The sequence below is a fragment of the Pseudarthrobacter sp. MDT1-56 genome (genome assembly GCF_059383555.1).
In genome coordinates this window covers 1-12427 of the sequence record NZ_JBWZCK010000007.1, presented here as the reverse complement: position 1 = coordinate 12427, position 12427 = coordinate 1, and the positions used below count along the sequence as shown (strand labels likewise).

At 68.6% G+C, this 12427-nt stretch carries 11 protein-coding genes; 9 read left to right on the top strand and 2 right to left on the bottom strand.

Annotated elements, in window-relative coordinates:
* Positions 1 to 86 precede the first annotated feature (86 nt).
* The 4 genes from AC50YC_RS11110 (at position 87) to AC50YC_RS11095 (ending at position 4094) form a co-directional block, all read left to right on the top strand.
* Positions 87 to 1292 (top strand): argininosuccinate synthase, encoded by a 1206-nt coding sequence (locus tag AC50YC_RS11110; RefSeq protein WP_494953585.1) that lies wholly within the window; start codon positions 87 to 89, stop codon positions 1290 to 1292.
* A complete protein-coding gene (gene argH / locus AC50YC_RS11105; RefSeq protein WP_494953584.1) occupies positions 1292 to 2707 on the top strand; it encodes an argininosuccinate lyase in 1416 nt (471 codons plus the stop codon). Before AC50YC_RS11110 ends, argH begins: the two co-directional genes overlap by 1 nt.
* Positions 2708 to 2783: 76 nt before the next feature.
* The gene (locus tag AC50YC_RS11100) at positions 2784 to 3314 is read left to right on the top strand and encodes a pyridoxine/pyridoxamine 5'-phosphate oxidase (protein WP_494953583.1); all 531 of its coding nucleotides are present in this window, start codon (positions 2784 to 2786) and stop codon (positions 3312 to 3314) included.
* A gap of 39 nt (positions 3315 to 3353) precedes the next feature.
* Positions 3354 to 4094: a maleylpyruvate isomerase family mycothiol-dependent enzyme gene (locus tag AC50YC_RS11095; RefSeq protein WP_494953582.1), complete on the top strand. Its 741-nt coding sequence runs from the start codon at positions 3354 to 3356 to the stop codon at positions 4092 to 4094.
* A gap of 81 nt (positions 4095 to 4175) precedes the next feature.
* On the opposite strand, the gene AC50YC_RS11090 is transcribed toward AC50YC_RS11095, so the two are convergent.
* Together AC50YC_RS11090 and AC50YC_RS11085 are read right to left on the bottom strand one after the other, a co-directional pair.
* On the bottom strand, positions 4176 to 4688 hold the full coding sequence (locus AC50YC_RS11090) for a methylated-DNA--[protein]-cysteine S-methyltransferase (RefSeq protein ID WP_494953581.1): 513 nt from the start codon (positions 4686 to 4688) through the stop codon (positions 4176 to 4178).
* Complete coding sequence (locus AC50YC_RS11085; RefSeq protein ID WP_494953580.1) at positions 4685 to 6199, bottom strand: DNA-3-methyladenine glycosylase 2 family protein; 1515 nt, start codon at positions 6197 to 6199, stop codon at positions 4685 to 4687. Before AC50YC_RS11085 ends, AC50YC_RS11090 begins: the two co-directional genes overlap by 4 nt.
* 90 nt (positions 6200 to 6289) lie before the next feature.
* Between AC50YC_RS11085 and AC50YC_RS11080 the strand changes: the two genes are divergently transcribed.
* From AC50YC_RS11080 to tyrS, 5 genes are all read left to right on the top strand, one after another.
* Positions 6290 to 6973 carry a DNA-3-methyladenine glycosylase gene (locus AC50YC_RS11080; RefSeq protein WP_494953579.1) on the top strand — a complete coding sequence of 228 codons (684 nt, stop codon included), beginning with the start codon at positions 6290 to 6292 and terminating at the stop codon, positions 6971 to 6973.
* Positions 6974 to 7029: 56 nt separating this feature from the next.
* A complete protein-coding gene (locus AC50YC_RS11075; RefSeq protein ID WP_494953578.1) occupies positions 7030 to 7560 on the top strand; it encodes a hypothetical protein in 531 nt (176 codons plus the stop codon).
* Positions 7561 to 7664: 104 nt separating this feature from the next.
* Positions 7665 to 8207, top strand: coding sequence for an adenine phosphoribosyltransferase (locus AC50YC_RS11070; RefSeq protein ID WP_494953763.1), 543 nt, complete (start codon positions 7665 to 7667; stop codon positions 8205 to 8207).
* Positions 8208 to 8365: 158 nt separating this feature from the next.
* Complete coding sequence (locus AC50YC_RS11065) at positions 8366 to 10594, top strand: HelD family protein (RefSeq protein WP_494953577.1); 2229 nt, start codon at positions 8366 to 8368, stop codon at positions 10592 to 10594.
* 75 nt (positions 10595 to 10669) lie between these two features.
* Positions 10670 to 11983 carry a tyrosine--tRNA ligase gene (gene tyrS, locus AC50YC_RS11060; protein ID WP_494953576.1) on the top strand — a complete coding sequence of 438 codons (1314 nt, stop codon included), beginning with the start codon at positions 10670 to 10672 and terminating at the stop codon, positions 11981 to 11983.
* Positions 11984 to 12427 lie beyond the last annotated feature (444 nt).

The following is a 12427-nucleotide window of genomic DNA, read 5'->3' as shown; positions in this document are numbered from 1 at the left end:
TTGGGCCTGCCGCAGGGATGTGACAGGCTTTCAGTAGACAAGCTTTGACCCCGACATTTTCCCCAAACAACTAAGGAGCATTTCAAGTGACTGAGCGTATTGTGCTGGCCTACTCCGGTGGCCTGGATACTTCCGTAGCCATCGGCTGGATCGGAGAAGCGACCGGCGCCGAGGTTATCGCCGTGGCGGTCGACGTCGGACAGGGCGGCGAGTCGCTGGAGACGATCCGCCAGCGTGCCCTGGGCTGCGGCGCCGTCGAAGCCTACGTCGCCGACGCGTCCGACGAGTTCGCCGACGAATACTGCATGCCCGCGCTGAAGGCCAACGCCCTCTACCAGGGCCACTACCCGCTGGTCTCCGCAATCTCGCGCCCGGTGATCGTCAAGCACCTCGTCAAGGCCGCCCGCGAATTCGGCGCCACCACGGTGGCCCACGGCTGCACGGGCAAGGGCAACGACCAGGTCCGCTTTGAAGTCGGCATCCAGACTCTCGGCCCGGACCTGAAGTGCATCGCCCCGGTCCGCGACCTCGCCCTGACCCGCGACAAGGCCATCGCCTTCGCCGAGGAAAAGGGACTGCCGATCGAGACCACCAAGAAGAACCCGTACTCGATCGACCAGAACGTCTGGGGCCGCGCCGTCGAAACCGGCTACCTCGAGGACATCTGGAACGCCCCCACCAAGGACATCTACGACTACACCGCGACCCCGGAATTCCCCCCGGCCCCGGATGAGGTCACCATCTCCTTCGAGGCCGGCATCCCGGTCGCGATCGACGGCGTCAGGGTCACCCCGCTGCAGGCCATCAAGGAACTCAACCGCCGCGCCGGCGCCCAGGGCATCGGCCGGATCGACGTCGTCGAGGACCGCCTCGTCGGGATCAAGTCCCGTGAGGTCTACGAGGCACCGGGCGCCATGGCGCTCATCACAGCGCACAAGCACCTCGAGGACATTACGGTGGAGCGCGAGCAGGCCCGCTTCAAGGCCACCGTGGGCCAGCGCTGGTCCGAGCTGGTCTACGACGGCCAGTGGTTCTCCCCGCTCAAGCGCTCCCTCGACGCCTTCATCGAGGACACCCAGCGCTATGTCACCGGTGACATCCGCATGATGCTGCACGGGGGCCAGGCGATCGTGAACGGACGCCGCTCCGAGACCTCGCTCTACGACTTCGACCTCGCCACCTACGACACCGGCGACACCTTCGACCAGTCGATGGCGCGCGGCTTCATCGAGCTGTGGGGCATGTCCGCCAAGGTGGCCTCCGGCCGCGACATCCGCGTCGCCGGAAAATAATGGCCTCCGCAACGAATGAAGGTGCCCTGTGGGGCGGCCGGTTCGCCGGCGGCCCCGCGGATGCCCTCGCCGCGCTGAGCAAGTCCACGCACTTTGACTGGCGGCTGGCCCGCTACGACATCGCCGGTTCCAAGGCGCACGCCCGCGTGCTGCACAAGGCCGGACTGCTCGACGACACCGAGCTCGAGGGCATGCTGGACGCCCTGGGCCGGCTGGACGACGACGTCGCCTCCGGAGCGTACCTGCCGGCGGAGTCCGACGAGGACGTGCACGGGTCGCTGGAACGCGGCCTGATCGAGCGCGCCGGCACCCAGCTCGGCGGCAAGCTCCGTGCGGGCCGCTCCCGCAACGACCAGGTGGCCACGCTGGGCCGGATGTTCCTCCGCGACCACGCCCGGATCATCGCCCGCGGCGTGCTCGCCACCATCGATGCCCTCGTGGACCAGGCCAGGGCGCACCAGGGCGTGGCCATGCCGGGCCGCACCCACCTGCAGCACGCCCAGCCGGTGCTGCTCAGCCACCACCTCCTGGCCCACGCCTGGGCACTGCTGCGCGATGTGCAGCGGCTGGCGGACTGGGACAAGCGCGCCGGCGTCTCGCCGTACGGCTCCGGCGCCCTCGCGGGCTCCTCGCTGGGCCTGGACCCGGAAGCCGTGGCCGCGGAGCTCGGCTTCTTCTCCGCCACGCACAACTCGATCGACGGCACCGCCTCCCGCGATGTCTTCGCCGAGTTCGCGTGGATCACGGCCATGATCGGCGTGGACCTCTCCCGCGTGTCGGAGGAAGTCATCCTGTGGGCCACCAAGGAGTTCTCCTTCGTCACCCTGCACGATTCCTACTCCACCGGCTCCTCGATCATGCCGCAGAAGAAGAACCCGGACGTGGCGGAACTGGCCCGCGGAAAGGCCGGCCGGCTGATCGGCAACCTGACCGGGCTGCTGGCCACCCTGAAGGGCCTGCCGCTCGCGTACAACCGCGACCTGCAGGAGGACAAGGAACCTGTCTTCGACGCCGCCGACACGCTGGAGGTCCTGCTCCCGGCAGTCTCCGGCATGATCGCGACCCTGACGTTCAACACCGAACGGATGGAGTCCCTGGCACCGCAGGGCTTCGCGCTGGCGACGGACATCGCCGAATGGCTGGTCCGCCAGGGCGTTCCGTTCCGCGAGGCGCATGAGCTCTCCGGTGCTGCGGTCAAGCAGGCCGAAAGCCGCGGCGCCGAACTCTGGGACCTCACGGACGAGGAATTCGCCGCCATCTCGGAGCACCTGACGCCGGAGGTCCGCACGGTCCTCAGCACCGAAGGGTCGTTGAACAGCCGGAACTCCCAGGGCGGCACCGCGCCGGCCGCCGTCGAGCGCCAGCTGCTCGCCCTCGAAGGGGAGCTCGCCGCCGTCCGCGGCTACGCGGGGTAGCACGCGCCGGGCAGTCCCGGCAGGCCCGACCACCGGTGGTCGGGCCTGCCGGGACTTTCTTCGTTAAGGTGGGCGGATGAGCGAAACCTTCCGCCAGTTGCTGCGTGCCCTGCCCGATTTCCCCGAGCTGCTCCCGGACTTCGACCCGGCCGGCGCCCCCACGGACCCCGCCGAACTGTTCCGGCAGTGGCTCAAAGAGGCGCTGGCCGCCGGTGTCCCGCAGCCCAACGCCTGCAGCCTCGCCACTGCGGATGAGCTCGGGCGGCCCTCCGCCCGGATGCTGATCCTGAAGGACATCGACGACGACGGCTGGCACTTCGCCACGTCCCGCGCCTCCCGGAAGGGCCGGGAACTCTCGGCTAATCCCCACGCTGCACTGAACTTCTTCTGGCAGCCGCAGGGCCGGCAGGTCCGTGTTGCCGGCGGTGTGGTGCAGCTGTCCGCTGCCGCGTCCGCGTCCGACTGGCACGCCCGGCCCGGCGCGGACGGCAGCGACAACCCGGACTGGCAGCTGTACGCCCTTCGGCCGCGGGAGATCGAGTTCTGGCAGGCCCGGCACGACCGCCGGCACCTCCGCCACCGCTACGGTCCGGAGTCTTTCAGTTAATCAGGATTTATCCAGTCCGCGCGGGTTAGGATGATCGCCATGACCACCATCACCCCGGAAAAACTCCTGGAAGAACTTCGCCGCGCCGCCGGCGTCGTGACCGGAATCACCGCCACTTTCTTCGACGAGGACGTCAAGACCCCCTCGGAACTGCCGGGCTGGACCCGCGGCCACGTGCTGGCCCACGTCTGCGGGATCGCCAACGCGATGGCGCGCCAGCTGGAATACGCCGCCCGGGGTCACAGCATCGAGCTCTACGATGGCGGCTACGAAGGCCGGACCCGCGCCATCGAGATGGCCGCCGGGCACACCCTCGCGGAACACCGTGCCGACCTGGACGCCGCCCTGGACCGGGCGCTGCAGGCTTTTGAATCTCTGGACGCCGACGGCTGGCGGGCGCCCATCAGCTTCCGCGGGGGAGTCGTCTTCGACGGCGGACTGGCGCTCTGGCGCGAGCTCGTCATCCACGCCACCGACCTCGGCACCGGCCGCGGCCCGGAAACCTGGAACCGGCCATTCTGCGAGCATCTTTTCGATTTCCTGGCCGCGCGGGTGCCGGAAGGGCAGCGGTTCGTGCTCCAGCCGCTCGGCCTGCCGGCAGTGTCCATCGGCGCCCCGGGCGGCCGGTCGACCGCCATCAACGGGATGCTGACCGACATCGCGGCCTGGCTCGCGGGACGCACGCCCACCCTTGGCAGCCTGCGGGCCACCGCGGCGGCCGACGGCGTGGACCTCCCGGCGCTGCTGCCCTGGCCGGCCGGGGTTCCTGTCAGCCGCTAGGACTTCCGCCGGGCTGACTCTTCGCGCCTCTGGACCGCCGGGACTGGGCGCGACGTCTCACCCCGGCACCGGCGGCCGGTGCTACGCCACGTCGGCGGCCTGCCGGCGCTCCCGGTCCAGCAGGCTCTCCTTGATGGCCAGCCCCCAGCGGAATCCGCCCAGGCTGCCGTCGGTGCGGATCACCCGATGGCAGGGAACGAACAGCGCCGCCGCGTTGAAAGCGCAGGCGCTGGCCGCGGCGCGCACGGCTTTGACGTTTCCGGACAGCTCCGCGTACTCGGTGTAGGTCACGGGGTGTCCCGGCGCGACGGTCCGGAGGATGTCCCAGGCATGGCCCCGGAACGGCCCGGATTTTTGCAGCACCGGCACCGTCATGGCGGGCCCGGGATCCCCGGCATAGAACGCCTCCACGGCGCCGGAGATGATGTCCAGCGCAGTGACGGTCTCGTAGTCCGCGGGGAGCAGCTCGGGATGGATCTGGCCGGTCAGCTCGCCCGGCACGGCAGTCCACCCGGAGGCCAGCACGGCCCCGTCCCGGGCAATGATGGTGAACGGGCCGTCCGGGGTGGACATGGTCAACAACTGGGCTTTCATGAGCTCGCTTTCTGCGGAGGCTGGGTAAGGGTGCGCGCCGCTGCCGCGCGCCACAGGTGCATCGTGGCGTAGGAGCGCCAGGGGCTGAGTTCCCGGAAATCAGGACTGAGGCTGGTTTCAGGGACTACGGCTGCGCCGTCCGTCTCCCGGGCGAGTGAGCGGATGCCGTTGCGCACCGCTGCGTCGTTGGCCAGGAAGACATCCGGGGCGCCGATCACGCGCATCGCCACGTAACCAACCGTCCACGGCCCAATGCCGGCAAGGGGCATCAGTTTCGACTCCAGGCCGGGCAGGTCGTCGCCGTAGCCGAAGTCGAGCACGCCCGAGGCCATCGCCGCGGCGGCTGCGCGGACGGAATCGATGCGGCGCTGCGGCCCGCGGAGCAGTTCGAAGCCGTTCCCGGCAATCTGCTCCGCCGTCGGGAACAGCCGGTGCAGGCCGTCCGACGGAACCAGGCTCTCGCTGCCGGCCGCGGACAGCTGGATGAGGGCGGTACGGGCCGCGGCGACCGTGATCTGCTGGCCGATCATGGCCCGGACCAGCAGCTCCTGCGGGTCGACGGCGCCCGGCATCCGCATCCCGGGAGTGGCGGCGACGCTGGCTGAGAGCCGCGGATCGGACCCCAGCGCACCGTCGATGGCGACCGGGTCGGCGTCGAGGTCCAGCAGCCGGCGGACCCGGCTGAGCAGGGGAGGCAGATCCCGCAGGTCGACGGCGCCGACGGTCAGTATGAGCGGACGGCCCGGGGACCCGGCGTCGTAGTCCACCCGGAAGCGGGCATCGCCGTGGGCCAGGCGCAGGGTCCGGGCGTAGGAGGTGGACGAGCCTTCCTCGATGCCCGGAATGGCCCGGACCGCGAGGAAGTCGAAGACCCCCGGGTCGAACGGCTCGCGGTACGGCAGGTTCAGCGTCAGCGCCGTCGTCGACTGCGCGGCCACGCCGGAGGAACGGTGGTGCCGGGCGGTGGCCCGCAGCGCCGACGGCGTCATGGCGAAGACATCGCCGATGGTCTCGTTGAACTGGCGGACGCTGCTGAAGCCGGCCGCGAAGGCAATGTCCGCGACTTTCATGGGCGTGGAGACGAGCAGGGTGCGGGCGGTCTGGGCGCGGCCGGCCCGGGCCAGCGACAGTGGTCCCGCGCCGAGTTCGTTGCTCAGGATCCGGTTGAGCTGCCGCGCGGAGTAGCCCAGCCGGGCGGCAAGCCCCTCCACGCCGTCGCGGTTGATCACACCGTCGTTGATGAGCCGCATCGCGCGTCCGGCGATGTCGGAGCGCACGTTCCAGGCAGGGGTGCCGGGGACGGCCTCGGGCAGGCAGCGTTTGCAGGCCCGGTAGCCGGCGTCGTGCGCGGCGGCGGAGGTTTCGTAGAAGGTGACATTCCCTGATTTGGGGGTCCGGGCCGGGCAGGAGGGCCGGCAATAAATGCCCGTGGTGCGGACAGCGGTGTAGAACTGCCCGTCGAACCGGGTGTCCCGGGCGTCGATTGCCCGGTAGCGCTGCCAGAAGTCCATGCGTTCATCCTGCCAGCTTCCGGGGACGGCCGCTAGCGGAAATCGGACACGGTGGTGGAGGGCGCGGACGCCGTTTGTTAAAGTCGGAGCATGACTTTGACGCCCCCTGTCAGCGCGCCGGGCCGTGGACTCCCTGCCGGTGGGCCGGCCCCGGGCGAACTGCGGGAGCTCCTGTCCCTGGACGCCCGGCAGGTGGCGCCCCTGCTGCTCGGCGCGGTTCTGACGCATGAGGGGAGCGGCGGCCCGGTGTCCGTGCGGATCACGGAGGTGGAGGCCTATCTGGGCCCGCATGACTCGCAGCACCCGGATCCCGGCTCGCACACCTTCCGCGGCGCCACCGCGCGCAACGCCCCGATGTTCGGCCCGGCCGGCCATCTTTACGTCTACTTCACCTACGGCATGCACCACTGCGCCAACATCGTGTGCGGGCCGGCCGGTGTGGCTTCCGCCGTGCTGCTGCGGGCCGGTGAGATTGTGTCCGGGGAGGAGCTCGCACTCACCCGCCGGCCGACGTCGAAATCCTCCAAGGACCTGGCGAGCGGACCTGCCCGGCTCGCCACAGCACTCGGCATTACAACGGCGGACAGCGGACGCGACGCCCTCCAGGCCCCGTTCCGGCTGGAACTTCCCGCCCAGCAGGCTCTGAACGTCAGCGCCGGTCCGCGCGTCGGCGTCTCCGGCGCCGGGGGCACCCACGACTATCCCTGGCGCTTCTGGCTGAGCGGCGACCCGACCGTTTCGCGCTACAAGGCGGCGAAGGTGCGGACGGCCTAGCCGGACGGCCATGGTTCCGGTTCCAAGGGACCGGCGGCGGGGGAGGATGACATCGTATGGGTGAGGGCAAGCGCGGGAAACCACGCAGTGAGCTCGAAAGGCTCGAGATCTTTGCGCAGCTGGCCGCCGACTATTTCCGGATGGTCGAGCTGTTCGAAACTGCCGACGGACCGGCTCCGGCGGACTCGCCCGGGGCGGAGCGCCGGCAGTGGGTGGAACTCTTCCGGGCGGCCCTGCTGCGCAAGTTCATCGTCCGGGATGAGCACGTCTCCCTCAAGCTGGTGGTGCGGGCCCTCCGCCTCTGCAACTTTGCGGCAGACCGCACGCTCGCGGAGGGCACGGATGCGGTGGCTGACCTGTTCACCGCCGAGATGGTTCAGGGCCGGCAGCATGTGATGCCCGAACCGACCCCGGATGACGGTCGTGACATTTTCGAGGACGTCCTCTACGGCCGGTTGCTGCATGGCGACGCTGACCGCTTCCGCCGCTCCGAATGGGCAAAGGACCACCACCGCCTGGGGTCCGCGGCGGCCCGGCGGTTCGACGCGGAGCAGGCGCTCGGCAAGGCGCTCGAAGTCGTCAGCTAGGGACTCGCGCACGGGCTGCTGCGGCCACCGGCCGCACCGGTCAGCGACCCGGGTCCAGCCAGTAAGGTTGATGGGTGAATCAAAGCGAGCACCACCAGAGAACGATGTCCCGGATAGGCACCACCGCACCGGTGGGAGAGCTGATCAGCAGCCTGTGCGCCACCATCCCCGATTACCCCAAGCCCGGGATCGTCTTCAAGGACCTGACCCCGGTCTTCGCCGACGGCGCGGCGCTGCAGGCTGTCGTGAACGCCCTGGTGGAGCCGTTCAAGGGCCAGTTCGACGCCGTCGCCGGGGTGGAAGCCCGCGGCTTCCTGCTGGCCGCCGCCGCGGCGTACGCCACCGGCACCGGCGTCATCACGGTCCGCAAGGCCGGCAAGCTGCCCCGTGAAGTGGTCTCCGAGGACTACGCGCTGGAATACGGCAACGCCACCCTGGAACTGCACACCACGGACCTGGCTCCCGGCAGCCGGGTCCTGATCCTCGACGACGTCCTCGCCACGGGCGGCACGCTCGGCGCCGCCGTGCGGCTGTTCGAACGCTGCGGGGTCGAGGTGGCCGGTGTGGGCGTGGTCATGGAACTCGGCGAACTCGGTGGCCGCTCGGCCCTGGCCGGCCACCGGGTCAGCTCCCTGCTGCGCCTGTAACCCGGACCCGGCCGCACGGCCCGCGGCGGGCTGCGCAGGGACGGTGGACGATTCCGGACGCCTCGGTAGAATGCCTGCAAAAAACTGACATGTGCCGATGGGGAGACCGAAATGGTTGTAGAATGGTTGGTCTGTCTTTTTCGATAGGGGAACGTTCGATGCACGACGCTGATTTGGCCCATGAACGCGACTATGTGGCCGGACTTTACGCCCGGCTGGATGAGCTGCGGGCGGAAAAGCGCGCCCAGCTGGCGCAGGTCCGGCGTGCCGGTGCGGTGGGCACCATGCAGAACGTCTCCGAGCGGGACGCGTTCGCCGCGCTGTACGAGGACCGCCTCGCGCAGCTCGACGCCGTTGACGACCGGCTCGTGTTCGGCCGCCTCGACCTCGACTCCGGCGAGGCCCAGTACATCGGCCGTATCGGCCTGACCACCGACGACCTCCAGCGGCTCATGCTGGACTGGCGCGCGCCCGAGGCCGGCCATTTCTACCAGGCCACCGCGTTCGACCGGCAGGGGGTGCGCCGCCGCCGCCACCTGATCCTGCAGGGCCGCGAGGTCAAGGCCATCGAGGATGACGTCCTCGACGCCGACCTGCTCTCCGACGACGAGTCCCTCCAGGGCGAGGGCGCCCTGCTGGCGGCCCTGAATTCCAAGCGGACCGGACGGATGTCGGACATCGTCGGAACCATCCAGTCCGAGCAGGACCGGATCATCCGTTCATCGATCACCGGCGCCCTCGTGGTCCAGGGCGGTCCCGGCACCGGCAAGACCGCCGTGGCGCTGCACCGCGCCGCCTACCTGCTGTACACCCACCGTGACCGGCTCAAGACCGCCGGCGTCCTGCTGGTGGGCCCGTCGTCGTCGTTCATGAAGTACATCGAACGCGTCCTGCCCTCGCTCGGCGAAACCGGCGTCGTGATGGCGAGCGTAGGCCGCCTGATGCCCGGCATCCACGCCGTCGCCGAGCCCGAAGCCGAGGTCGCGGCCATCAAGGGCCGGCTGGACATGGCCGAGGTCGTGGCGAACGCAGTGGCCAACCGGCAGCGCATTCCGGCGGAAAACCGCGTCCTCGAAGTCGACGGACGCAAACTGCTGCTGACTCCCCGGCAGGTCCGCCGGGCCCGGGACAGGGCCCGTGCGACCGGCAAGCCGCACAACGAGGCCCGGGTCTCGTTCGTCAAGATCCTGCTGCGCGAACTGACCGAACAGATGACGGAACTGGTGGAAGCCGGCAGCATCGGCAACAACGCCGACCGCTCCTACCTCGCCGAGGACGTCCGCTCCGCGCGGGACGTCCGGATTGCCCTGAACCTGTGCTGGATGCCGATGACACCGGAAAAGCTCATCGGTGAACTCCTCAGCAGACCGTCGATCCTGGCGGCCTGCACCCCCCACCTCACCCCGGCCGAGCGTGAACTGCTGCTCCGGCCCGCCGACGCCCCGTGGACCGAAGCGGACGTGCCGCTCCTGGACGAGGCCGCCGAACTCCTCGGCGAACTCGACGCGGCCGCCGGCAGGGGACTGGCCCAGCAGGAGCACGACCGCGCCCGCGACCTGGCCAATGCCAAGCAGACGCTGGTCAACATGGAAACAGCCGGCGTGGACGTCCTGATCTCCGCGGAAGAGCTCGTGGACCAGAACCAGGAACGCGAAGCCCGGCTGACCGCCGCCGAGCGCGCCACGACAGACCGCAGCTGGGCGTTCGGGCACATTGTGGTGGATGAGGCCCAGGAGCTCTCGCCGATGCAGTGGCGCCTGCTGGTCCGCCGCTGCCCGCTGAAGTCCTTCACGATTGTGGGCGATATTGCCCAGACGAGTTCCGTGGCCGGCGCCAATTCCTGGCACAGCGCCCTCGCGCCGATGTTCGGCGACCGCTGGCAGCTGGAGGAACTCACGGTCAACTACCGCACGCCGTCGCAGATCGCCGAAGCGGCTGCCCGGATGGCCAACGCGGCGGGCCTTGTGGTGTCCGCACCGAAGGCTGTCCGGGAGGGCCGCTGGTCGCCGGTGATCGACCGCGTCGACCGCGGCGGGATCATAAGCAAGCTCGTGGAGGTCCTGCCGGAGGAGCTGGGTGCGCTCGAGGGCGGCCTGCTGGCCGTCATTGCCGACGGCGAGCTTCTCCCGGAGGCGACCGCCGCGCTGCGCGCCGTCTACGGCCGCCGCGTCGGCACGGACGCGGGCAGCTACGTGCAGGACATCGTGGTGATCAGCCCGCGGGAGGCCAAGGGCCTGGAGTTCGACGGCGTCGTGGTGCTGGAGCCATCGGCCATGCTCAACCATGAGCACGGCCGGGTCGGCGACCTGTATGTGGCCATGACCCGGCCCACCCAGCGGCTGCGGCTCATCGCCTCCGCCGGTGTGCCGGCCGGCATCGAGGACTGAGTCCCGCCGCCGGCCGGACGGCCGGCTGACGGTCACAAGCGCTGACGGTGCCTTGATCCTGCTAACTTAGATTCCGTGTCCCAGCTAAATGATCTACGTTCCCAGCAGAATGACCCCAGCTTCGCCAACGTCTGGCAGGAGCTGAAATGGCGAGGCCTGGTCCACGTCTCCACGGATGAGGCGGAGCTGGAAAAGCTCCTCGCCGGCGATCCCGCGACCTATTACTGCGGCTTCGATCCGACCGCGCCAAGCCTGCACCTGGGCAACCTGGTCCAGCTGCTGCTGATGCGCCGGATCCAGTTGGCCGGCCACAAGCCCCTGGGGCTGGTCGGCGGCTCCACCGGCCTGATCGGAGATCCGCGGCAGACCGCCGAGCGCGTGCTCAACACCCCCGAGACGGTGGCCGAATGGGTCGGGAAACTGCAGGCCCAGGTCCAGCGTTTCCTCAGCTTCGAGGGCGACAACGCGGCCCGAATGGTCAACAACCTGGACTGGACCGCGCCGCTGAGCGCCATCGACTTCCTGCGCGGCATCGGCAAACACTTCCGGGTCGGCACCATGATCAAAAAGGACATTGTTGCCAACCGCCTGAACTCCGACGAGGGGATCAGCTACACGGAGTTCAGCTACCAGATCCTTCAGGGCATGGACTACCTGCAGCTGTTCCGCGATTACGGTTGTGTCCTGCAGACCGGCGGTTCGGACCAGTGGGGCAATCTCACCAGTGGCACCGATCTCATCCGCAAGGTCGAGGGCAAGCACGTCCACGCGCTGGGTACCCCCCTCATCACGAACGCCGACGGCACCAAGTTCGGCAAGAGCGAGGGCAACGCCATCTGGCTCGATCCGGAGATGTGCAGCCCGTACGCCTTCTACCAGTTCTGGCTCAACACGGCGGACAGCGACGTGGCGGCACGCCTGAGGGTGTTTACCTTCCTGGGCCGCGCCGAGATCCAGGCGCTGGAGGCCTCGGTTGCCGAGCGGCCTTTCGGCCGCGAAGGACAGCGGAAACTCGCCTACGAGGTGACCTCCCTCGTCCACGGAGTGGACGCCACCGAGAAGGTCATCGCAGCCTCTGCTGCGCTGTTCGGCAACGGTGACCTCCGTGTCCTGGACGAGGCCACGCTCAAGGCGGCCACGTCCGAACTCCCGTCGGCCACCGTCGATGCCGGCGGCCTGGGCATTATCGAACTGCTGGTTGCTACAGGCCTGTCGGAGAGCAAGTCCGCCGCCCGCCGCACCGTGGGGGAGGGCGGGGCCTACGTCAACAACGCCAAGGTCGCGGATCCGGACGCTGTGATCGAGCCCGGCCAGCTGCTGCACGGACGTTACCTGCTGCTGCGCCGGGGTAAAAAGAACCTCGCCACCGTGGAAGTCTCCGCGGCCTAGAGCAAGTTCGAACGTCACCTGCACGCTCCTGCCCGGCCCGGTTGCAAGGTCGGGCAGGAGCGTGTATTGTTTTCTGAGTCGCCACCACAGAGTGGCGACCAACCCCAACAAAAATAGAGAAGCAATTCTTCTAGCGCCTTCGGCTCCCCTGGAGCGAGCAGCGCAAGAATGAAAAATTGCTTCACATTTTGCTGGGCCTATTCGCTCCATCGAGTGAAATTCGGATGAAAATCCGGATTTGCAAAGTGGATATGAATGAAATAAGCTTCAAATATCGCAGCGAAGAAAAAGCGAAACAATAGAATTCAGCTGCATTGAATTGTTTCGAATAGTACTTCGAATGTGTCTGTTGTTTGAGAACTCAATAGTGTGCCAAGTTTGTTGATACCAATTTATTGTATTGAATTGGTTGAATTGATCGGGCCCGCCACCCCGTGGTGTGGT

Coding starts and splice junctions, on each gene's coding strand:
- argH (WP_494953584.1), top strand. CDS start 1,292: ATGGCCTCCGCAACGAATGAAGGTGCCCTGTGGGGCGGCCGGTTCGCC.
- AC50YC_RS11100 (WP_494953583.1), top strand. CDS start 2,784: ATGAGCGAAACCTTCCGCCAGTTGCTGCGTGCCCTGCCCGATTTCCCC.
- AC50YC_RS11095 (WP_494953582.1), top strand. CDS start 3,354: ATGACCACCATCACCCCGGAAAAACTCCTGGAAGAACTTCGCCGCGCC.
- AC50YC_RS11090 (WP_494953581.1), bottom strand. CDS start 4,688: ATGAAAGCCCAGTTGTTGACCATGTCCACCCCGGACGGCCCGTTCACC.
- AC50YC_RS11085 (WP_494953580.1), bottom strand. CDS start 6,199: ATGGACTTCTGGCAGCGCTACCGGGCAATCGACGCCCGGGACACCCGG.
- AC50YC_RS11080 (WP_494953579.1), top strand. CDS start 6,290: ATGACTTTGACGCCCCCTGTCAGCGCGCCGGGCCGTGGACTCCCTGCC.
- AC50YC_RS11075 (WP_494953578.1), top strand. CDS start 7,030: ATGGGTGAGGGCAAGCGCGGGAAACCACGCAGTGAGCTCGAAAGGCTC.
- AC50YC_RS11070 (WP_494953763.1), top strand. CDS start 7,665: ATGTCCCGGATAGGCACCACCGCACCGGTGGGAGAGCTGATCAGCAGC.
- AC50YC_RS11065 (WP_494953577.1), top strand. CDS start 8,366: ATGCACGACGCTGATTTGGCCCATGAACGCGACTATGTGGCCGGACTT.